Source organism: Paenibacillus sp. sgz302148 (assembly GCF_056120465.1).
Map to the genome: position 1 here is coordinate 177,807 of NZ_JBVYOJ010000013.1, position 21,394 is coordinate 199,200.

Here is a 21,394-nt window from a genome sequence, read left to right on the forward strand (position 1 = left end):
GGTGTGGCACAATGAACAGTTCGATCCGAATAAAGAAAAGCATCGGAGAGCATGTCTTTGATTCTTTCAATGTAGTATTCATGATTTTATTATGCTTTACTACAATGTATCCATTCTTGTATCTGCTCTCCCTTTCTTTAAGTAGTGGGAATATCTCCTTAACGAAAATCTACTTGATCCCTCCTGAGTTTTCGCTTGCTAATTATGAAAGCGTTTTAAGCTACGGATATATAAAAACCGGTTTTATGAATTCGATTATGCGGGTTGTCCTTGGAACAGCGCTGGAACTATTTTTTTGTCTACTCACTGCTTACCCGCTTGCCAAAAAATATCTTCCCTTGAGGAATTTTTGGACCGGAATCATTGTATTTACGATGTTTTTTAGCGGAGGGCTAATTCCAACCTACATACTCATGAAAGAATTGCATCTCATGAACTCCATATGGGCGCTGGTTCTTCCGAATCTGGTTCCTGCTTTCTCCATGATCCTGATTCGAAATTATATCATGTCACTTCCTGATAGTATCGAGGAGTCAGCAAAAATAGACGGTGCGGGTGAATTTACGATTCTTTATAAAATCATTGCGCCAATGATTACTCCGATTCTTGCGACAGTTGCGCTGTGGTCGATTGTCGGACACTGGAATGCATGGTTTGACTCGCTGCTCTATTCAACGTCCCCCGAGAAGCAAGTATTGCAAGTTGTTATGCGAAACATTATTCAAAAGGGAGATGTAAGTTTGGAAGCCGGGTCAACCTCCACAACACTTTCCGGCACCGTTAATCCAACAACAATAAAGGCTGCGACGATCATGATCACTTCGTTACCCGTCATCGCCATTTATCCTTTTTTACAAAAGTATTTCGTTAAAGGGATTATGGTTGGTTCTTTAAAGGGATAAAAAATCAAGGGAGGAAAAACGTATGAAAAGTTTTGTGACATTAAAAAAGAGCATGGTACTTATTCTTTGCGCTGCAATGCTCGCATCGTTCACAGCTTGCGGTAACAATGAAGAAAAAACAGAGGCCAACGCCGAAGCATCAAATTCGTCAGAATCCGCTACTCCAAACCTTGACAAGAAAATTAAAATTTCTTGGGTGGGTTGGTCCGATCCTGTTGATAAAAACGGTGAAATTGTCAAAGAAATTGAAAAGAAATTCAACGTTGAAATTGAAATGATCGATGCTAGTGATTCAGCAGCCTTTGACGTCAAAATCGCAGCTGGAGAAGTTCCCGATGTCTTTCCGCTTGGTTTCTCCAAATTCCAAAAGTACATTGACGATGAAATTGTAAGCCAAATTCCATATGAAAACATTGAAAAATATGCCCCCAATTTATACAAAGCTTATCAAACTGAAGTGCCAACCTATATGGATTTGACGAAGGTTGATGACAAAAACTATGGACTCGTTGTACCGAACCCGGAAAGCGGAAACTTTAGGCCGCTCGTTGTTTGGAGAGGGGATTGGCTTGAAAATGTAGGCATCACAAAGGTGCCGGAAACATTATCTGAGTTTGAAGATGCAATGTATAAATTCACAAACAATGACCCCAACCAGAATGGTAAAAAAGATACCTATGGTTTGTCTGAATCCATGATGCAAACCGTTTACGGCGCATACGGTTATCTTCCGACTTCATGGTCAAGAAAGGATGGAAAGCTCGTTTACGGCGCTGTTCAGCCTGAAATGAAAGAAGCTTTGAAAGTTTTAGCCAAGTGGTACAAGGACGGTGTGCTTACGCCGGAATTTATCAATGGCGAGAATAAGGGCGGAGACTGGTCTATCGCCACTGATTTTGTTAACGGTATTATTGGCGTAACCAGCTACCCGGAATATCTGTACTGGAAACCGGCAAAAACACCTGGCGATCGAGAAGGTTCTAACATTATGGAGTTGAGAAAAACAATTCCGAATGCTGTTGATAAGCTTGTCTACGGCAAACCTGTCGCAGGTCCGGACGGTAAGAAAGGTCTTAATATGAGGAATTCGCTTCAAGGCAGATTTATCGTATTCGGTAAGCAAGTGGAGAAAGATCTGGACAAGCGGGCTCGTATCTTAAGCATCCTGGATTACTCCTCATCTACTTATGAAGGTTATATGCTAACTCGTTACGGCAAAGAGGGCGTGCATTACAACATGAAAGACGGATACCCTGAGGCGGTGGCGCCTTACTCCGATTGGAATGAAATCACTAAAATCGGCGCCGGAGCAACATTCAATAATGCAATTTGGCTGCCGTCAATCATTGAGAAAGTCAACCGTGAATACGCTTGGGGCAAATCGCTTGGAACACTTCAAAGTGACGGTATTATGAATGAAATCATCTTACCCTTGCCATCAAGCGCAAAATATCAAGCGGAAATTGACAAAATTAGATCAGAAGCATATGTAGATATGATAACTGGTAAAAAATCCATTGATTACTTCGACACATTCGTCGAAAGCTGGAGAGCTGCAGGCGGAAGTGTTCTTGAAGAAGAAGCAGCTGCAAAATAGTAAGCGCCTTTTACGAAAAAAAGCTGACACCTGTATGAACAGATGTCAGCTTCTTTCATTTCGTATGATTTAAAATGCCGGCAATACCGCTTCACCGTATTTCTCTGCAATGAATTTTTTCAGTTCCGGCGAATGAAGGGCTGCTGCCAGCTTCTTCATCGCATCGGAGTCTTTGTTGTCCGGACGAGCAACAAGGATATTCGTGTAAGGGGAGTCCGTTCCTTCGATAAAGAGCGAATCTTTCGTCGGTGACAGATCTGCTTGCAGCGCATAGTTCGTGTTAATAATCGCAGCATCGAATTCGTCAAGCACACGAGGTAGCATTGCGGCTTCAAGCTCTTGGATTTTTAAATTTTTCGGGTTTTTGGTAATATCACGAATCGTCGCATCTGTACCTTTACCTTCGGCTAACTCAAGAAGACCTTGCTTCTGCAATAACAACAATGCGCGTGTGCTATTCGAAGCATCGTTCGGAATCGCAACCGTCGCACCGTCTTTTAATTCATCGACGGATTTGATCTTTTTGGAATAGGCGGCTAACGGCTCAAGATGGACACCAACGACACTAACAAGGTTCATATTACGATCTTTATTCATTTGATCCAAGTACGGCTGATGCTGGAAGAAGTTCGCATCAAGCTGCTTCTCGAACACTTGTACGTTCGGCTGTACGTAATCCGTAAATTCCTTCACTTCAAGCGTAACGCCTTCTTTCTCCAAGATCGGCTTCACGAAGTTCAGAATTTCAGCGTGCGGTACCGCGGAGGCTCCGACGACTAATTTGTTACTATCCTTACTGCTGCTGTTGCCACAACCCGCTGCTGTCAGTGCAATGACGATAACTGCTGTTAATGTGATTAACCATTTCTTCATTTGTAGTTCCCCCATGATCGTGTGAATTTGTTGAATCTATATTATTTTCTAGAAAACCGCTGGACTAGACGATCGCCAAGCACTTGGATGAGCTGAACGATCACAATCATTAAGATGACGGCAACGATCATGACCTCGATCTCATACCTTTGGTAACCGTATCGAATGGCCAAATCCCCAAGACCGCCGCCCCCAATCAATCCGGACATCGCCGTGTAGGAGACTAACGTTACAATCGTGATGGTGATGCCCGCAATCAGACTCGGCATGGATTCCGGCAGTAATACTTTGCTCACGATCTGTCCTTTTGTAGCTCCCATCGCTTCAGCCGCTTCGATCACCCCGCGATCCACTTCACGAAGCGAGGTCTCCACGAGTCTGGCGAAGAACGGAGCCGCTGCGAGCACAAGCGGCGGAATGGAGCCAATGACACCGATCGAAACCCCAACAATTAATTTCGTCAAAGGGATGACCGAGATCATCAGAATGACGAAAGGTACGGAACGTAAAATATTGACGATGAACGAAATCACCCGATAGAGCATCCGGCTCCAAGCCGAATTTCCTCTTGCCGTCATGAACAGCAAGATCCCGATCGGAAGGCCGATAATCAATGTAAACAGACCTGAGAAGAGCAACATTCGCAAAGTATCCCATGTTGCCGTCCATATTTCGGACCAATAAATTTTCGAGAAATCAAACCCCGTAGATAAGAGCATTATCCGATCACCTCCATCTCATGAACCTGTGGACGCAGCAGCTCATGCGTCTTGGCAATCGCTTCTTTAGCCCCTTCAAACCGCACGATGAGCTGGCCATAAGGGACGTCCTTCATGGTAGCGATCGTCCCCTGCAGGATGGCAAAGGAAACGCCTGTTGCCTGCACCACTTCGGATAGGATAGGCTGGTACGTCGATGTTCCTAGGAAGTTGATCTTCACTACCTCCGTATGATCGTTCGACGGTAGCGAAGCGATTATGCGGTCCAGCAGCTCTGCGCTTTCGTTCTCTTCCCGGATGAATTCTCGCGTTACTGCATGCTGCGGCTTCAAGAATACCTCAGTCACAGGACCTTGTTCTACGATGCGTCCATCATGTATCACCGCTACCTTATCGCAAATCGTCTGAATGACGTGCATCTCATGGGTAATGAGAACAATCGTAATCCCGAATTGCTTATTAATATCAAGCAGCAGCCGTAGGATGGATTGGGTCGTCTGCGGATCCAGTGCGGAAGTAGCCTCATCGCATAATAACACCTCGGGATCATTCGCAAGCGCACGAGCGATACCTACACGCTGCTTCTGTCCGCCGGACAGCTGAGATGGATATTTGTTGCGGTGTTCTTCCAGGCCGACAAGCTGCAACAGCTTGCCCACTTTCTCTTCGATTTCCGCTTTTGGTGTCCGGACTAACCGCAGTGGAAACGCGATATTATCGAAGACCGTGGCTGACGACAATAAGTTAAAATGCTGAAAGATCATCCCGATCTTCCGACGCGCTCCCTGCAGCTCTGCCTCGGACAAAGCGGTGAGATTGGTGTCGCCAATCCATACTTCTCCTGTCGTTGGGCGTTCCAGCATATTGATGCTGCGCAGCAAGGTACTCTTGCCCGCGCCCGAATGTCCGATAATCCCGAAGATTTCGCCTCGATCAATCGTGACATCGACATCTGTAAGCGCCACGGTCTGTTTATGTTTATGGCCGTAGGTCTTTGACAGTTGTTTAAGCTGTATCATGATTGTCCCCTCTCGTTTCTAATCGGGCTATTGCAAAAGCCCTTTTCCGGCACAACGGAAAAGGGCTGACAAGTCATCATCGTCCTCTTCTCATCTACCAGAATTCTGACATGAATTCTGAAGGATTTAGCACCATGACACTCCAAATCCACATATTCGCTGGATCTAGAATCGGTTGCCGGGCTTCACAGGGCCTGTCCCTCCGCCGCTCTCGATAAGAAAGTATCGTTTGTATTCAATTTAAATTGAGTATAGTGTTGATCATAACAGAAGTCAAATGGAAATATTTTGAATGTTGCGATGATGCTTATTACGCTGCATCATTTCGATCTATTCGAACGCTCTAAGAGCCTCGAATTTCCGAGATGATGGAGCTGAGGAACTTTTGCTGTTCAACACTAGCTTTTTCACATGCCCCTTTCTTCGACCGCCCGAAAATAGTGCCCGTCCGGATCATAAAAGGTGAAATAACCGAAATCATTCGTAAATACAGGTTCTTTATCAATATGGGCTCCGGCTTGTTTCATCCGTTCATGCAAAGCAAGCAAATCCTTCGTTAACAGCTCAACCATCGTCACATGTCCCGTGCTGTTTGTGATAAAGAATGAACGAGGGAATACAAACTTCAATTGCGTGACATCTTCCGGTCTGGTTTCCATTAAAAAAATACCCGGACCGTTTCCATTTTTCAATGCAACATGTGCCTCTCCGAACGAATAATCTGCTGAAATCAATTCATAACCCAACACATCGCAATAAAAATCCACCGACTTTTTCAAATCCGTGACTGGAAATCTCATGCAACAGTAACCGCTCACATCCGCAGCATCCGTTTTTTTGCTCGGCATTTTCTACATTCTCCTGTTCTAATATTCGTTATGAATTACTAAATTATCACTTGTGTTTTCAATTCGTTAAATAATTCCACAATCCTGCCTTTTTATGAACAGCCTAATCCTTTGAGGTTTGCCCGTTAGCGAAGCGAAGGGCTGCACGCGGCAGCCCTTCTGTATCGAATCAAACTTTGGGGTAATCAACGACTATCACGTTTTCCAGTATACCGTCCAACGATTTCACAAATTCCTGATGGACGGGGTGCGGCCCGTATGAACGAAGCGAGGCAAGATCTTCGAACGTAACCCGTAATCCGAGCGAATAGCCGTGAATATTCTCGACTTCTTCCGTTGCATTAATCCCTGCACTTATATCCAAAATTCCGGGAATACGTCCCCGGAACGCGAGCAATTGATCCAGCAGCTCCTGTTGTTTGGCGGGGGTGACGTTCGTATTGAACTTGAATACGACGAGATGTTCGTACATCGCTTAACGACTCCTTTTTTATGATAAATATTCGCTTGGCGGTCTGCTCAACCGGGTGTCCGGTTTATAGTATTTTGTTAGCCAATGGGTTAAGGATTTCTCTTTGAAACCAAGACGCTCATACAATGTTTTCGCAGGATTGCCTTTGACCACCCCGAGCTTCACGATTGTTTCGCCCCGACGCATCATTTCATTGACAAGAAATGAAACAAAAGCTCTGCCGTATCCACGCGATTGAACATCAGGGCGAACGGAGACATGACTTAGTTCATTCCCGTCAATGATTCCGACTGCCACGATTTCACCGTCGACAAGCATCACGAATCGATTGTTTTTGTCTTCCGCAAAACGCTTCCGCTCCCTCTCATTCGGAGGGAAATAATACGATGGCAGAATACCCACATGCTCATGCATTTTGTAAAATGCGATTTCCCAAATCTGATGACATACTAGATAATCATCATCTTCATATTGCCTGACCGTAATATTGTTTTCAGGAAGAGGCTTGCCTTCACGCTCCATGATATAAGACGAATAACTGATATAATAACCGTTTTTATATAAAAATTGCAGAGAAGAACGGTCGCCCTCTACACATGCGCCCATCGAACGTTCTACTGCTTCGCTTTGGGAAAGCAATTGATCCGCCTTGGCAATCAGCGCGGTGCCTATACCCATTTGTCTGTATTCCTTGTTGACGAATATCGTTGTCTCCGCTTTTCGTTTAATACCGTCAAACGAAAGAAAACCGACGGTCACGCCGTTGTAACGAGCCACAGATATACCATCAGAGAACGTTCTTTCGCTCGCTTGGAACATGTCGTCAAACTGTTCGTTTCCGCGCAACATCGCTTTGATCGCCGCTTTATCCCTATCGGGGATATAGGGTTCTATGAAAAGATTTTCTACCACGGGCGTCTCCTTTCTATTTAGTGGTAAATTCATTGATTATATTTTACCACACAGTTTCTGTGCCGCGACATGCTGCTCGAATCAACGTACCCGTTAGCGGAGAACGTTCACCGCAACCTGATTTAGCTCTCCAAGCAGTTTCCCTCGTCGAATCCTAGCATGAGATTCATGTTTTGTACCGCAGCACCTGAGGCACCTTTACCTAAATTATCGTATCTTGAGATGATGTTAATCTTATCGTTTTGTCCAAAAACAAAAATCTCTAGCCGGTTCGTATGATTACATTCCGAAATCACGAAGTGCCCTTCATCAAGGTATGCTTCTGAATCATACGGCATCACATGTACAAAACGCTCCGATTCAAAATACGTTGCTAATACTTCATGTACATTTTTCGCAGAAGCTTTTTTAGGCAAAATCCTGCTTAGTAAGGGAACTGACATGGCTAGCCCTTGTGCATAATTAGCTTTAATGGGTGTGAATAATGGCTCGTATAGAAGTCCTGAATACAACACCATCTCAGGTATATGCTTATGATTGTGTTGCAACGCATAGTGTCTGGGAACATTCAGTTTTCTTGCGGCAACTAACGATGAATTCTCATATTCCTCTATGCCGCTTCGTCCGGCTCCGGAATAGCCTGTCACGGAATAACACGTAACAGGATAATCTTGTTGAAGAATACCAGCTTCAATTAGCGGTCGAATCGTAAGGATAAAACCGGTTGCATGGCAACCTGGAACGGAGACCCTCGATGCAGTCCGTATGAATTTTCTTTGATTTTTTAATTCAGGCAAACCATACACCCAATTTTTATCGGTTCTAAATGCAGTGCTGGCATTTATAATTTTTGTTTTTTCGCTTTTCACAAGTGCTACGGACTCTCTAGCAGCTGAATCGGGAAGACAAAGAAAAACGATGTCTGCCCCATTAAGAAATTTACTCCGTTCCTCAGGATCTTTTCTTTTATCGGAGTCAATCCTGAGAACTTCAATGTCCGATTGTCTTGACAGATACTCAAATAGCTTCAAACCTGTCGTACCTTCTTGTCCGTCAACAAATACTTTATATTTCATACCGTCCTCCTCAAAGAAATGAATATAAATACCCGAATATGTATAAATATACACCATTTTTTTGTCTCCGGCCATCCCCTCTTGCAAATTTATGCCAATAGTTTTTGCCTAACCTGCCGCGGCGTAGCTGGATGAATAGAAAAAAGCCGAGCAAATGCCGGGAAATGTCCCTGAATTTGCTCGGCTTCTATATGACTTTTTGCTGAGTTTATTTGCTTTTCTTTCCCTACTCCACCGTCACGCTCTTCGCCAAGTTCCTTGGCTTATCCACGTCGTTGCCCAATGCCAGCGCTGCATAATACGACAGCAGCTGCAGCGGCACGACGGACAGCGCCGGCGTAAGCATTGGCAGCGTGCGCGGGATGTCGACCTGCTGGTCGACCGACTTCGCCAGCTCGGCGTCGCCCTCGAAGCCTAGTCCGAGTACGTTCGCGCCGCGCGCTTTGACTTCCTTGATGTTGCTCACGGTCTTCTCGAACAGGTCTTCCTGCGTCGCCAAAGCGATAACCGGTATACCTTCTTCGATCAGCGCGAGCGTCCCGTGCTTCAATTCACCCGCCGCGTAAGCTTCGGAATGAATATACGATATTTCTTTCAGCTTCAGCGACCCTTCTTGCGCAACCGCATAGTCGAGGCCGCGGCCGATGAAAAATAAGTGCTGATGTTCAGCGATCTGTTCGGCATAGTCCTTCATCCGTGCGGATTGATTCAAAATGTGCTCGACTTGCTCCGGCAATGCCTGCATCGCGGCAATCATTTGCCGGATGTACGCGGCATCCTGCGTGCCGAGCTCTTGGGCCATGTACAGCCCAAGCAAATAAAAAGCGACAAGCTGCGTCGTATACGCCTTCGTCGAAGCGACGGCAATTTCCGGACCGGCGTGCGTGATGATCACGTCGTCGGCTTCGCGTGCGACGGAGCTGCCGACCACGTTCGTGATCGCGAGCACCCGTGCGCCGCATCGTTTCGCCTCGCGGAGCGCCGCCAGCGTATCGGCCGTTTCGCCGGATTGGCTAACGACGATAACAAGCGTGCGCTCCGTAATGATCGGCGAACGGTAGCGATATTCCGACGCCACGTCGGTTTCGACCGGAACGCGCATCATCCGTTCCAGCACCGTCTTGCCGACCAGCCCGGCGTGATAAGCCGTGCCGCATGCGACGATATGCACCCGCTCCACGGAGCGAAGCTGCTCTGGCGTCATGCCGACTTCCGGCATCACGACGCCGCTTCCGTCGGCGGCAATGCGACTGCGCATCGTATCGCGATACGCCTTCGGCTGCTCATAGATTTCTTTCAGCATGAAGTGATCGAATCCGGCTTTTTCCGCGGTGATGAGATCCCAATCGACATGAAGTATTTCCCGTGCAATAAAATTCCCTTCGATTGTCATCAATTCGACAGCGTCCTTCGTCAGAACAGCCATATCGCCGTCGTTCAGGATGTACACGTCGCGCGTATATTCCAGAATCGCCGGAATGTCCGAGCCGATGAAGTTTTCGCCTTCGCCGATCCCGATAACTAGCGGGCTCGCGCAGCGAACGGCAACGAGCTTCTCCGGCTCGTATTCGCACAGCACGCCCAGCGCAAAAGCGCCGCGCATCCGCCGAATGGCACACTGTACCGCCTTCACGATGTCGCCGTCGTATTCGTCGGCGATCAGGTGCGAGATTACCTCCGTATCCGTCTCCGATACGAACCGGTGGCCTTTGGCGATCAGTTCTTCCTTCAGCGTGATATAGTTCTCGACGATCCCGTTATGGACAACGGAAAATTTCATCGAGTTGTCCGTATGCGGATGCGAGTTCACGTCCGACGGCTTGCCGTGCGTCGCCCAGCGCGTATGTCCGATGCCTGCGCCGCCGCTTAGCGGCTGCTCCGTCAGCTTCGACTCCAGCACCGCGAGACGACCCTTCGCCTTCATGATCTCCAGACCGTTGCCCGTATATACGGCAATTCCCGCCGAATCGTAGCCGCGATACTCCAGCTTCTTCAATCCTTCAAGCAAAATCGCTTGCGAATCCCGTTTCCCGATATATCCAACAATTCCGCACATAATGAATAACCCTCCGTTATGACATGCCGAAAGACCTGATAACGGAAGCGCCGCCGAAGCGGCAGATCGTATTCACTTGTTGTTTACCTTATCGTGATCGTCATGAATGACACAATCCCAAACTTCCGCCGTACCGGCCGTAGCCGGTTCAGGATCTTCCGACATTCATGATCAATTTAGTTTATTGTTTCGCAAAAATATATATAAATCATTCGCTTAAGTTCGCATTCAAAAATGCATCATCATACCGGCTTCTTGTCCGATCGGTTACCCGATCGTTTTGCTAACCGGTTTTACGGCTATGATGATTAACCGGGAGGCCCCCGCCGAAAACTTCGAACCCCTCCACCTCGTCAGCTTGCTTTTCATCCATATGAGGGACGCACGTCCATCTTCAGGTTATATCGCTGAACCTTTCAACAGGCAGCAATAACGAAACCTTTATTGATGTAACATCATTTCGCAGGATCGGCAAAGCCATTCAGGCGCATTCCTAACCTCGTCAATGATGTTCCGTGCAGATTAACCTAACCGGTTAATGCCGACCCTCGTCAGTCTGTCTAGCCAAGCTCTGGCGCTTGTCAATCCGTCTAACCTCTACCCTCGCTTTCTGCTTCGGAGTACTATTAATCATCTTATTCATTTTTTGCGGTCCGCGCAACCCATTTTCATTCATTTTCACAGCAATACCTGCAAATTCCACCAAATTGCTTAATATTACCTGAGCCCATCACCCTAAGAAGAAAAAAATCGCATAGGCGAACAGCCCCTATATAGGACAACTGCCCGACTCCGCAACGTGACCTCAATAAACCGCTGCATGAAAGTCAAATTCCCCCAAAGGGCATGCATGAAACACACCTCACCTGGGGGAATCTCTTGACAACTGACCTTATCTAAACAGCATCTATCAGCCGTTCGTTGTTACGAACCTCACCTGACAAATAGCCTGCCAGAGCCGAATTCTACCGCAGCGCAGCCTCTACCACTTCGGCGATTTCCGCCACGTAAGCTTCCACCTGCTCCTTGTCAGGCCCTTCCGCCATCACGCGGATGAGCGATTCCGTCCCGGACGGACGGACGAGCACGCGGCCGTTGTCGCCGAGCTCGGCCTCGACCTTGGCAATCGCCTCTTCGATGGCTGTATTGCCTTTAAACTTGCTCTTGTCCGCCACGCGAACGTTAACGAGCACCTGCGGATATTTGCGCATCTTCTGCTTCAGCACGCTTAGCGGCTGGCCGGAAGCCTTCACCGTCGCCGCGAGCTGCAAGCCTGTCAGGATGCCGTCACCCGTCGTGTTATGGTCGAGGAAAATGACATGCCCCGATTGCTCGCCGCCCAGATTGTAACCGCCGCGGCGCATTTCCTCCATGACGTAACGGTCGCCGACAGCCGTCTGCGCCGTAATGAGCCCAAGCTTCTTCGTTGCTTTGAAAAAGCCGATATTGCTCATCACTGTCGTCACGATCGTACCGTTGTTCAGACGGCCTTCCTTGTTCAATGCATCGCCCAGGATGCACAGAATGAAGTCGCCGTCGACTTCTTCGCCCTTCTCGTCTACGGCAATCAAGCGGTCCGCATCGCCGTCGAACGACAGCCCTAGATCCGCGCCAAGCCGCACGACTTCCTCACGAAGCTTCTCCGGATGCGTCGAGCCGCAGTGATCGTTGATGTTCAGCCCGTTCGGCTCCGCGTAGATCGCCGTTACGTTCGCGCCAAGATCGCGGAACAGCTTCGGCGCCAGCTCGTATGCCGCGCCGTTCGCGCAGTCCAGCACGATGTTCATGCCCTGAAGCGGCGTGTCGATCGTCGTTTGTAGAAAATCGGTGTACAGGAACTTCGCTTCATGATCCTCCGTCACCGACCCGATCGCGCCACCGACAGGACGAGGTAGCTCGTCCTTCTCGGCGTCCATCAACCGTTCGATTTCCAGCTCCGTCTCGTCGGAAAGCTTGAAGCCGTCACCGCCGAAAAACTTGATCCCGTTATCTTCAACCGGATTATGCGACGCCGAAATCATGACGCCCGCATCCGCGCCCAGCTTTCTTGTCAAATAAGCGACAGCCGGCGTCGAAACAACGCCAAGACGAATAACGTCCGCGCCGATCGACAGCAAGCCCGCTTCCAGAGCCGCTTCCAGCATCGGGCCGGAAATCCGCGTATCGCGTCCGATGACAACCTTCGGCCGTTCCGTATGTCCGGCCATTACATAACCGCCGCAGCGGCCGATCTTATATGCCAACTCTGCCGTTAAATCCTGATTCGCTACACCGCGAACCCCGTCTGTTCCAAAGTATTTGCCCATTAGTTTCTCTCCCCCATATCATACTATTCGAAAAAGTCTATTATTATAAGACGCAGTATAAGCGCTATTTGTTCACGCCAATATTCCCCAATGTCTCATCTATGAAACCGGGCTAGCGAAAGTCACATTCCACTAGCCCGCTTCACGTCGCTTATTTGCCTTCCCCATGCCGCTCACGAACACGCCTTATGCTTATTTCCGGATAAGCGCTACTCCGGATTGTTCCCCGACGGCGGGTCGGTCTCCGGCTTGTCCGCTCCGGTTCCCGTATTCTCCCCGCTGCCCGGCTCGCTGCCGCTGGTCGGAGGCTCCCCGCCGGCGCCTGTGCCCGTGTCATCCGGCCCCGCCGGATCTGTTGTCGTAGGTGTCGATGGCTTGGGGCTTATCTCGACTGTCACGTACAAGGTCCCTTCATAGCCTTTCTTAATCAGCATCGGCAGATTTACCGTTACCGGCAGCTTATGCGTCCCCGGCGGCAAATCCGCCACGCTGACGATCGCCTGCACGTCTTCCTTCGTCAGCTTGCTCATCAGTTCCGGAGCGCCCTCCAACGGAACATCGATCAGGCCGCCTGCCGGGTCCGTTATTTTCGTAACAAAGCCGTCGCTTTGTCCGCTAATCAGAATCGGCACCTTCTCCATCGGCTTCACGGTGGAAGCGACAACGGTAATATCGAAATCCACCTTCGCCGGTTCCACCATCTCGATTTTGCCGACGGCGTTCAAGTCCATCGAGAAGGTCGTATTGCTCGTAATGTTGGACAAATCGACCTGAAGCCCGTCGTAAAACTGCAGCTTATCCAGCACCTGCTGCGGCCCGTATACCGTGACTTGCTCCACGCTTTGCGTAAGCGAGGAAATCGCGTAGCCTTTCGGCGGCTGCCCGATCCACTTGACTTGAAGCGGCACCGTCTTGAACGGACGGGTGATCGGCACCTCGGCTTCGACGACCGCCGGGTTGATCTGCACTCCGGCAATTTCATTGCCGCTCCTGTCGTAGGCGACCAGCTTCACTTTGTCCTTCACCGTCTTGCTTAAGCCGTCGATGTTCATTTCCGCCCCGACCGAGTCGACTCTCTTCAACTCGCTCTCCGGCAGCGTAACATGTACGCGGGTCGGCGTCACGATCGGCGTTCCGGCCTTATACCCTTTCTCAGGCGTCCCCTTCGTCTTGATCGTCACATCGATTTCCTTCTTCTGCAACGCTTCAATATGTACGGTGACCTGAGACGGATAAATCTCCAGCACGTCAACGCCCGACGGAAAGTCCGCGCGCAGCGGCAGCGTATACGTTCCGGACTGCGCTTGGCTCAGGTCGAGTTGAATTTGATAATCTTCGGGATTGAATCGGTTCAGTACCGTATCCCTGCCTTTTACCTTCACCCGCACGACCTGCGGATTCACCGATCGAAGCACGAATTGCTTATCGTTGAACCCCACCGCCGTAATTTTAACATTGTTGATATCTTCCGTTCGCATCAGCGAAGCAACCGTCCCCGGACTGTCCTGCACGTCCCAATGAACGACCGCCCATAACAGCAGTCCTAGCACCAATGCGATGATTTTGACTACCGTCGGATTTTCCAGCCATTTATCCATTCGATTCACCCTTCCTTTTCCAGAAAGAGCTCTTCTCTTTGACCTTCGGCTTCAATTCCTCGAATAGCTTGGAAATGAGCGACTCCTCCTTGATGTCGCGAACGATTTGACCGTTGATGGCAAGGGAAATTTGACCGGTCTCTTCGGATACGACAACCGAAATCGCGTCCGACACCTCGCTGATGCCGATCGCCGCGCGGTGGCGCGTCCCAAGCTCCTTGCTGATAAAAGGATTTTCCGACAGCGGCAAGTAGCAGCCCGCCGCCATGATCTGGCTGCCTCGAACAATGACCGCTCCGTCATGAAGCGGCGTATTCGGGATAAATATATTGATCAGGAGCTCCGAGCTGATCGCGGACTCCATCTTGATCCCCGTTTCGATGTAGTCGGTTAGCCCCGTGTTCCGTTCGAATACGATCAAAGCGCCGATTTTGCGCCGGGATAAATTGTTCGCGGTTTTGATCACTTCGCCGATCCGTTTGCTGAACTCCTGGTCGTCCGCGGACGTACGGCTGAACAGCTTGCCCCGTCCTAATTGCTCCAACGCCCGGCGCAGCTCCGGCTGAAAAATAATAACAACCGCAAGCACCCCGAACGTAAACATCTGATTCATCAGCCAGCGCAGCGTGTATAAATTGAACCAAGTACTGATCGCCCAAGTGGCCACCAGCACGAAAATCCCTTTCAACAGCTGCACCGCTCTCGTCCCGCGGACGAGCAGTATCATTTTGTAAATGACATAGCTGACGATTAATATATCAATGATATCCTTAATCGAATCTTTCCACGTCAAGTCTGCAAAATAATCCATTGCCGCATCCCCCAACAAACTGCCTGTATCTCTATATATACTATAACTATACCAGATAACAATCGCAAACCGTATAGTGCTTTTTACGCAAAGCAAAGAGCCTCCGGCCGAATGATTCGCGGAAGCTCCCTACCCAAAACCTAATTCGAAACGAACAACTCGCCGAGTTTGTACCACAGCCAATCGACCGCTTGATTGATTTTGTTGACATGACCTGAAATATGCGCGGTCGACGCCTGGAACAACGTCCCGTCGATGACCGTCAGGTCGCCGACGACTTCGCCGTACACTTGCGTTGTGCCGTTCTCTACCGTTAAATTGCCGATCTTCGTTCCTTCCGGCACGATGACCGTATTGCCTTGGATGACCAATTGATCCAAATCGGAGCCTTTGACCACGAGCTCGGAGCTCTGATTCCACATCGTCATGAAGCTGCCCATCATCACCACGAAGAACAAAGCCGCGGCGGTCGCCGCCGGATGACGCTTCACCCAATTCACCCATGCGTTCTGCTTGCGCTTCCGCGGCAGCGATTGCATGATCTTCTCCGTGAGGCCGTCCGGCACCGCCGGCATCGCTAACGCGCTGACGGAGGATTCTGTCCGCTCCAGCCACTTGAAATGATTGCGGCACGAAGAACAGCCAAGCATGTGCTCCTTCAGCAGGACAATGTCGGCGCTTTGAAGCTCGTCATCGAAATACTCGTGCATCAAAGAGATCGCTTTTGTGCATTCCATGTTCAGCCGACCCTTTCATCATACTTGAGTTACTTGTTTAATACCATACGTTTCACGATTCGATATGTTTCAAAAATCTTTTTCCAATCGTTTCCGCAAAAACTCCCTGCCGCGATGCACCCGCGTCTTCACGGTCGTCACCGGCATGTCCAGCACGTCGCCGATTTCCTGCAGCGACATGTCGTGCAAATATCGCAAAACGACGACCGACTTATATTTGACCGGCAAGCTGTCGATCGCCTTGCGGATCGTCTGCTGCGTCTCCGACAAGAGCAGTCGGCTCTCCGGCGTCTCGTTATCGCTTGGAATCATCGCGTAGCCGTCGATGCCTTCGGCATCCGTAATTTCCGCATCCAGCGAAAAATTCGGCTTCCGCTTGCGCAGCCGGTCAATGCATAAGTTCGTCCCGATCCGATAAATCCAGGTCGAAAACTTCTGCAATTCGTCATAACGATCCAAGTTCATATACACGCGCAGAAACGTTTCCTGCACGACGTCCTCGGCCTCATGGCGATTGCTCAGCATACGGTAAGCGAGATGATATATTTTATCTTTGTATAGATCCACCAATTCCGCGAACGCCCTTTGATCGCCTTTGCGGGCCAGCCGGGCGAGTCGCGTCTCCATCATATGCACAACGATTCCTCCAGTCTTGCCGGGCGGGGATGACCCGAGTTTCGTTCCGGCAACGACGTTTCCAACAACAACAACAACAACATTTGAAGAAACTTTTCTTTTTCTAATGCTCAAGGATAAACGGCTAACGCCGTCCTAATCGGCGCATCGTTTACCGAGAGATATAAGCCAAGGATAGAGTGAAACTTATACTTTCTTTAAGAAAAAAACCGGGAGCCTTTTAGCGAAAGACTCCCGGCCTATGCAGCTTGCACCGTTATGCATGAACGTACTATGGATGTGTGCGGCGCAAATCAGCCTGTATTGCGGAGTCCCGATGCAATGCCGTTGATCGTGAGCAGCACTTCGCGCAGCAGGTTCGGATCGTCTTGCGCTTCTTCGCGCAAAGCACGCAGCTCGGAAAGCAATTGCACTTGAATATAGCTTAACGGATCGACATAAGGATTGCGCAGCTTGATCGATTCCTGAATGACCGGCACATTATCCAAAATTTCTTGTTGCCCCGTTATTTGTAGTATTAAGTCCGAAGTCAACTTATATTCTTCTTCGATCGCGGTAAAAATCCGCTGATGAATTTCTTTGTCTGCGATCATGTTCGCATATTCTTTGGCAATCAGCAAATCGGCTTTGGCGAGCGCCATTTGCAAATTGTCGATTAGCGAACGGAAGAACGAGAAGTTTTCGTACATTTGCCGCAGCACCTGCATGTTCTCCTCGCGGCCTTGGTAGAAGCTTTGCAGCCCCGTGCCCGCTGCGTACCATGCCGGCAGCAAGTACCGGCTTTGCGTCCAGGCGAACACCCAAGGAATGGCGCGCAGATCTTCGAACCGGTCGCTGTTCTTCCGTTTGGAAGGACGCGAGCCGATGTTCAGCTCGCCGATTTCCTGCAGCGGCGTGGACTCCTTGAAGAACGTCAAGAAATCCGGATCGCGGAAAATCAAATCCTGGTATTTCGTTTGCGACTTCTCGGAAATGCCTTTGACGAGCGTTTCCCATTTCTCTTCGCGGTTATCGTTTTGCGGATAACGGGCGTACATCGCCGCCGCGATAAGCGCGGACGTCGCTTGCTCCAAGCTCCGGTACGCGATGCCCTGCATCGAATAACGCGATGACAGCACTTCGCCTTGTTCCGTGATCTTGATGCCTCCGCCGATCGTGTGCGGCGGTTGGGCCATGATGCTGCGGTTGAGCGGCATGCCGCCACGGCCGAGCGCTCCGCCGCGACCGTGGAAAAACTTCAGCTTTACATCATATGCATTCGCGGCGTCCGTAATATCATTCAGCGCCACGCGCAGTTCCCAGTTCGCCGTAACGACGCCACCGTCCTTGTTGCTGTCGGAGTAACCGAGCATAATCTCTTGTAGATTATTTCTCGCCGCAACGCTTTCGCGGTAGGTCGGCAGCTCGAACAGAGTACGCATAATGCCTGGCGCGGCATGCAAGTCGTCGATCGTTTCGAACAGAGGCACCGATTGCAGCGTGCAGTGCACGTCCCCGTTCGACATGCGGCGGAACAATCCCGCTTCCTTCGCGAATACGGATACCTCCAGCAAATCGCTCGCGCCTTGGGTCATGCTGATCAAGTAGCTGGAGATGCAGTTCTCTCCGAATTCCTGTTGAGCGCGGTATACGGTCCGGTACACGTCCAGGCATTCCTGCGTCGATTCGGAATAATCGAAGTACGGCGATGTGAGCGGCCGCGGATCGTTAAGCAGATTGTGCAGCAGCTCGATCTTCTCTTCTTCGGACAGCTGCGAGTAATCGACGACGATGTTCATCTGCGCCAATATTTCTTTCATCGCATTTTCATGCTCTTTGCTATGCTGACGAATATCGAGCGTCACCAGATGGAAGCCGAACAGCTCCACTTGACGAATCATCTTCTTAATGTACGTATCGGCCACGTAGTCGGCAAAATGGAATCGCAAGCTGCGATCGATCAGCTTCAGCTCGTCGATCAGCTCGGAAGGACGGTTGTAGCGCTTATCGCTATCAGTAACCGACTTATCGGACGTATTCGCCAGCTTTTGCAGCATATACGAAATTTTGATCCGGTAAGGTTCCTTCTCGTTGCGCCACAAATCTTCCACGACAATCCCGCTCTCGCGGTCCCGTTGGATCGATTCGTTTAATTCAGGCAGCACCTTCACGATGCTGTTGCTGAAGCTCATCAGGCTGGACAATTGCTTCAGCAGCGATTCATATTTCTTGAGCACCAGCTCGCGGTGCATTTCGAGCGTCTCCCATGTCACATCCGCGGTTACGGACGGATTGCCGTCGCGGTCGCCGCCGATCCAGGAACCGAAACGCAAATAAGTAGGCACGTGCCATTGATGGGCCGGATAATATTTGTCCAGGCACCGCTCCAGCTCCTCGTATACGTCCGGCAGCACTTCGAACAGAGTTTCGTCGAAGTAATACATGCCGTTGCGCACTTCATCGATTACCGTCGGCTTGCGGTCGCGCAGCTCGTCGGTTTGCCACAGCGTGACGACTTCGTTCAGGAGGTTCTCCCGCAGTCTCTCGCGCTCGCGCAGCGTCAGCACCGGATTGTCCAGCTCCATGACCTGCTCGGCGATCCGTTTGTGGATGTCGAGTACCGCGCGGCGAGTCGCTTCCGTCGGGTGCGCCGTCATGACGAGCTCGAGCGAAATGCCCTCAAGCACTTCCTGCACTTCCTCGTACGAAATGTTGCGGCGCTTCAGCTCCATTATGACGCTTTCGATCGAGCCCGGTTGAATCGCTTCCCCGGAAGAACGCTCGTAGTCCCGTTTGCGGCGAATCCGGTGATTCTGCTCCGCAATGTTGACCAGTTGGAAATAAATCGCGAACGCACGAATAACCTGATGCCTTGCTTCAGGGTCCAATGTGACGATCATTTTCTTAAATTCATCATACAATTCCGGTATTAATTCCGCCCGCAACGACTTGCTCATTTCCCGAATTTTTTCGACTATATCTAAAAGCTCTTTCCCGCCTTGATGGACAAGAACTTCGCCTAAGATGTTACCCAAAAATCGTACGTCTCTGCGCAGCAAGTTGTTCGAGTTCGATTTGTTAACCGTAGCCGTTTCAGACATCGTGTTCACCCCATCCATAATCAGTTCGACAAGTTTTTTGTATTTCCTTTCATCATACTATAAATGTCGATGAAAATCTTCATTTCCGGTTCATTTTTTGTCAAAAGTTTTGCTGCCAAATCTCGTCTATCTCCCCATCTGGTAATTTGTTCAAAATTGCAGAATGGGCCTATTAACATTATATGCCGTTAATGATTTAGCTCGTCGATGATTCAAGACAATAAGGTTAAACGGTAATCGAAAGATTGGTGCAAGCTGTGCGAGCAAGGAGCCATGGATCGATATTGTGCGCTATGGTTCCGAAATCAGGCCGTCCACTATCTATGTCCCTGACCAAGCGCGTCCCCGTGGGTCGAAGCCGCTCGTCACGAGGATTGCAGGAACAGCTTTCGCTTGAATTTGGCCAGTTGGTTACGAAGGTTGTACAAAAAATGGGGGATTAATCTGCGTTTGAACTTTAAAACTGGGTTAGTATCATTTTCATAAAAATGCAGCATGCCGTTTCTTCGGCAAAACAAAAAAAGGACAGCGTATTGCTATGCTGTCCTTCGTTTGTTCCCTACTTCATATATAAGAGTCACTTCATTTCTTCTAGAAACACAAAAAAACCTCCATACTCGGAGGATTCGGTTGCAAATAATGGAGCGGGTGATGGGAATCGAACCCACGCTACCAGCTTGGAAGGCTGGAGTTCTACCATTGAACTACACCCGCAATAAAACTTGAAAATAATGGTCGGGACGACACGATTTGAACATGCGACCCCCTGGTCCCAAACCAGGTGCTCTACCAAGCTGAGCTACGTCCCGAAGTGTAAAGCTTATTAAATTGAAATGGCGTGCCCAGAGAGATTCGAACTCCCGACCTTTTGATTCGTAGTCAAACGCTCTATCCGGCTGAGCTATGGGCACAAATTATGGAGCGGACGACGGGAATCGAACCCGCGACCCTCGCCTTGGCAAGGCGATGCTCTACCGCTGAGCCACGTCCGCATTGTAAAGATGGTGCGCGTAGAGGGACTTGAACCCCCACGGTCGCCCGCCAGATCCTAAGTCTGGTGCGTCTGCCAATTCCGCCATACGCGCGTTTTCTTGAATAAAACATGGTGAGCCATGAAGGACTCGAACCTTCGACACCCTGATTAAAAGTCAGGTGCTCTACCAACTGAGCTAATGGCTCGTACAAATGGCTGGGGATCAAGGATTCGAACCTTGGAATGACGGAGTCAAAGTCCGTTGCCTTACCGCTTGGCTAATCCCCAATGGTGGAGGCTGAGGGGATCGAACCCCCGACCCTCTGCTTGTAAGGCAGATGCTCTCCCAGCTGAGCTAAGCCTCCATTTGGATTGCAACTCATTTAAAGTTTTAAGTGGTGACCCGTAGGGGATTCGAACCCCTGTTACCTCCGTGAAAGGGAGGTGTCTTAACCCCTTGACCAACGGGCCATGTTGTATCGGCATGGAGCTCTCAACCGGGATCGAACCGGTGACCTCATCCTTACCATGGATGCACTCTACCTACTGAGCTATGAGAGCATATGGCTCCCCGAACAGGACTCGAACCTGTGACAACTCGGTTAACAGCCGAGTGCTCTACCAACTGAGCTATCAGGGAATATTATGGACCAACGATACAGCTTTTATGCTGTGCTTGGCGACGTCCTACTCTCCCAGGATCCTGCGATCCAAGTACCATCGGCGCTGGAGGGCTTAACGGTCGTGTTCGGGATGGGTACGCGTGGAACCCCTCCGCC

At 49.7% G+C, this 21,394-nt stretch carries 16 protein-coding genes, 11 tRNA genes, 1 rRNA gene and 1 riboswitch; of the genes, 2 read left to right on the forward strand and 26 right to left on the reverse strand.

Annotation, left to right across the window (positions count from 1 at the left end; genetic code table 11):
- The first annotated feature begins 11 nt into the window (after positions 1–11).
- On the forward strand, positions 12–902 hold the full coding sequence (locus tag AC0LWM_RS20275; RefSeq protein ID WP_474676811.1) for a carbohydrate ABC transporter permease: 891 nt from the start codon (positions 12–14) through the stop codon (positions 900–902).
- Positions 903–924: 22 nt separating this feature from the next.
- The gene (locus tag AC0LWM_RS20280; protein ID WP_474676812.1) at positions 925–2,499 is read left to right on the forward strand and encodes a type 2 periplasmic-binding domain-containing protein; all 1,575 of its coding nucleotides are present in this window, start codon (positions 925–927) and stop codon (positions 2,497–2,499) included.
- 69 nt (positions 2,500–2,568) lie between these two features.
- Here AC0LWM_RS20280 and AC0LWM_RS20285 read toward each other — a convergent pair whose 3' ends face one another.
- From AC0LWM_RS20285 to rrf, 26 genes are all read right to left on the reverse strand, one after another.
- Positions 2,569–3,372 (reverse strand): MetQ/NlpA family ABC transporter substrate-binding protein, encoded by an 804-nt coding sequence (locus tag AC0LWM_RS20285; protein WP_474676813.1) that lies wholly within the window; start codon positions 3,370–3,372, stop codon positions 2,569–2,571.
- A 41-nt stretch (positions 3,373–3,413) separates the two neighbouring features.
- Positions 3,414–4,091, reverse strand: coding sequence for a methionine ABC transporter permease (locus AC0LWM_RS20290; RefSeq protein WP_474676814.1), 678 nt, complete (start codon positions 4,089–4,091; stop codon positions 3,414–3,416).
- Entirely contained in the window at positions 4,091–5,110 is a 1,020-nt protein-coding gene (locus AC0LWM_RS20295; protein ID WP_474676815.1) for a methionine ABC transporter ATP-binding protein, read from the reverse strand. The genes AC0LWM_RS20290 and AC0LWM_RS20295 overlap by 1 nt, the downstream gene beginning before the upstream one ends.
- Before the next feature lie 87 nt (positions 5,111–5,197).
- Positions 5,198–5,331: riboswitch (SAM riboswitch) on the reverse strand.
- Between the two features lie 186 nt (positions 5,332–5,517).
- Positions 5,518–5,958, reverse strand: coding sequence for a VOC family protein (locus tag AC0LWM_RS20300; RefSeq protein ID WP_474676816.1), 441 nt, complete (start codon positions 5,956–5,958; stop codon positions 5,518–5,520).
- 169 nt (positions 5,959–6,127) lie between these two features.
- The gene (locus AC0LWM_RS20305; protein WP_474676817.1) at positions 6,128–6,430 is read right to left on the reverse strand and encodes a Dabb family protein; all 303 of its coding nucleotides are present in this window, start codon (positions 6,428–6,430) and stop codon (positions 6,128–6,130) included.
- Between the two features lie 18 nt (positions 6,431–6,448).
- Positions 6,449–7,342, reverse strand: coding sequence for a GNAT family N-acetyltransferase (locus AC0LWM_RS20310; RefSeq protein ID WP_474676818.1), 894 nt, complete (start codon positions 7,340–7,342; stop codon positions 6,449–6,451).
- A 122-nt stretch (positions 7,343–7,464) separates the two neighbouring features.
- Positions 7,465–8,418: an N-acetyl-gamma-glutamyl-phosphate reductase gene (gene argC, locus AC0LWM_RS20315; RefSeq protein WP_474676819.1), complete on the reverse strand. Its 954-nt coding sequence runs from the start codon at positions 8,416–8,418 to the stop codon at positions 7,465–7,467.
- A gap of 226 nt (positions 8,419–8,644) precedes the next feature.
- The gene (glmS, locus tag AC0LWM_RS20320; RefSeq protein ID WP_474676820.1) at positions 8,645–10,474 is read right to left on the reverse strand and encodes a glutamine--fructose-6-phosphate transaminase (isomerizing); all 1,830 of its coding nucleotides are present in this window, start codon (positions 10,472–10,474) and stop codon (positions 8,645–8,647) included.
- Positions 10,475–11,439: 965 nt separating this feature from the next.
- Complete coding sequence (glmM, locus tag AC0LWM_RS20325; protein WP_474676821.1) at positions 11,440–12,780, reverse strand: phosphoglucosamine mutase; 1,341 nt, start codon at positions 12,778–12,780, stop codon at positions 11,440–11,442.
- Positions 12,781–12,989: 209 nt separating this feature from the next.
- The gene (locus AC0LWM_RS20330; RefSeq protein WP_474676822.1) at positions 12,990–14,378 is read right to left on the reverse strand and encodes a CdaR family protein; all 1,389 of its coding nucleotides are present in this window, start codon (positions 14,376–14,378) and stop codon (positions 12,990–12,992) included.
- Positions 14,371–15,189, reverse strand: a complete 819-nt coding sequence (gene cdaA, locus AC0LWM_RS20335; protein WP_474676823.1) for a diadenylate cyclase CdaA — start codon at positions 15,187–15,189, stop codon at positions 14,371–14,373. Before cdaA ends, AC0LWM_RS20330 begins: the two co-directional genes overlap by 8 nt.
- 140 nt (positions 15,190–15,329) lie before the next feature.
- The gene (locus tag AC0LWM_RS20340; RefSeq protein ID WP_474676824.1) at positions 15,330–15,926 is read right to left on the reverse strand and encodes a zf-HC2 domain-containing protein; all 597 of its coding nucleotides are present in this window, start codon (positions 15,924–15,926) and stop codon (positions 15,330–15,332) included.
- Positions 15,927–15,995: 69 nt separating this feature from the next.
- The gene (gene sigW / locus AC0LWM_RS20345) at positions 15,996–16,556 is read right to left on the reverse strand and encodes an RNA polymerase sigma factor SigW (protein WP_474676825.1); all 561 of its coding nucleotides are present in this window, start codon (positions 16,554–16,556) and stop codon (positions 15,996–15,998) included.
- Between the two features lie 299 nt (positions 16,557–16,855).
- Complete coding sequence (gene ppc / locus AC0LWM_RS20350; RefSeq protein ID WP_474676826.1) at positions 16,856–19,642, reverse strand: phosphoenolpyruvate carboxylase; 2,787 nt, start codon at positions 19,640–19,642, stop codon at positions 16,856–16,858.
- Between the two features lie 640 nt (positions 19,643–20,282).
- Positions 20,283–20,356 (reverse strand) — tRNA-Gly (locus tag AC0LWM_RS20355).
- Between the two features lie 18 nt (positions 20,357–20,374).
- A tRNA-Pro gene (locus AC0LWM_RS20360) sits at positions 20,375–20,451 on the reverse strand.
- 25 nt (positions 20,452–20,476) lie between these two features.
- Positions 20,477–20,553, reverse strand: a tRNA-Arg gene (locus tag AC0LWM_RS20365).
- Positions 20,554–20,559: 6 nt separating this feature from the next.
- Positions 20,560–20,634, reverse strand: a tRNA-Gly gene (locus tag AC0LWM_RS20370).
- A 10-nt stretch (positions 20,635–20,644) separates the two neighbouring features.
- Positions 20,645–20,727, reverse strand: a tRNA-Leu gene (locus AC0LWM_RS20375).
- Between the two features lie 18 nt (positions 20,728–20,745).
- Positions 20,746–20,821: transfer RNA gene (locus AC0LWM_RS20380), tRNA-Lys, on the reverse strand.
- Between the two features lie 7 nt (positions 20,822–20,828).
- Positions 20,829–20,903, reverse strand: a tRNA-Gln gene (locus AC0LWM_RS20385).
- 1 nt (position 20,904) lies between these two features.
- Positions 20,905–20,980 (reverse strand) — tRNA-Val (locus tag AC0LWM_RS20390).
- 31 nt (positions 20,981–21,011) lie between these two features.
- Positions 21,012–21,086, reverse strand: a tRNA-Glu gene (locus AC0LWM_RS20395).
- A gap of 14 nt (positions 21,087–21,100) precedes the next feature.
- A tRNA-Thr gene (locus tag AC0LWM_RS20400) sits at positions 21,101–21,176 on the reverse strand.
- Between the two features lie 3 nt (positions 21,177–21,179).
- Positions 21,180–21,255: transfer RNA gene (locus AC0LWM_RS20405), tRNA-Asn, on the reverse strand.
- Between the two features lie 34 nt (positions 21,256–21,289).
- A 5S ribosomal RNA gene (rrf, locus tag AC0LWM_RS20410) occupies positions 21,290–21,394 on the reverse strand; the annotation flags it as partial.